The sequence below is a fragment of the Pelorhabdus rhamnosifermentans genome (genome assembly GCF_018835585.1).
Lineage (GTDB): Bacteria > Bacillota > Negativicutes > UMGS1260 > UMGS1260 > Pelorhabdus > Pelorhabdus rhamnosifermentans.
This window is the reverse complement of record NZ_JAHGVE010000085.1, coordinates 1-668: the sequence shown is the minus strand read 5'-3', so window position 1 is coordinate 668 and position 668 is coordinate 1. Positions and strand designations below refer to the sequence as shown.

General features: G+C 43.1%; 1 protein-coding gene. It reads left to right on the top strand.

The window, feature by feature from the left end; all coding sequences use genetic code 11:
- Nucleotides 1–668, top strand: a 668-nt coding sequence (locus Ga0466249_RS25855) for an acyl-CoA dehydrogenase family protein (protein ID WP_215832375.1), incomplete at both ends; no start/stop codon positions are given.

Below are 668 nucleotides of genomic sequence, written 5' to 3'. Positions count from 1 at the left end.
ACTTATATTTTGGCAGTCGAAGAGATATCACGCGTTGATGATGGACTCGGTGTGTCCTTATCAGCCTCCGTTTCCTTATGTGGTTGGCCAATCTATGCTTATGGAACAGAAGAACAAAAACAAAAATATTTGACACCCCTTGCCGAAGGCCGCACCATGGGTGCCTTTGGTTTAACTGAAGCCAATGCAGGTACAGACTCGGCTTCGCAGCAAACGACTGCTGTACAAGACGGCGATGATTATATTATTAATGGCAGCAAAATGTTCATTACCAACGGCGGCGAAGCTGAAACGTATGTTATTTTTGCCATGACAGATAAGTCCAAAGGTAATAAGGGCATTACAGCTTTCATTTTAGAAAAAGGCATGCCTGGCTTTACTTTCGGTAAGAAAGAAGATAAATTAGGCATTCGTTCTTCACAAACCATGGAATTGGTCTTCCAAGATGTTCGTGTTCCGGCAGCCAATCGACTGGGTAAAGAAGGAGACGGATTTAAAATTGCCATGACGACACTTGACGGTGGCCGGATTGGTGTTGCTGCACAAGCTTTGGGTATTGCTGAAGCCGCTTTGGATCTTTCCATTAAATATTCAAAAGAACGCGTACAATTTGGTAAACCAATTTGCAGAAATCAAGGTTTGGCATTTATGATGGCTGATATGGCAAC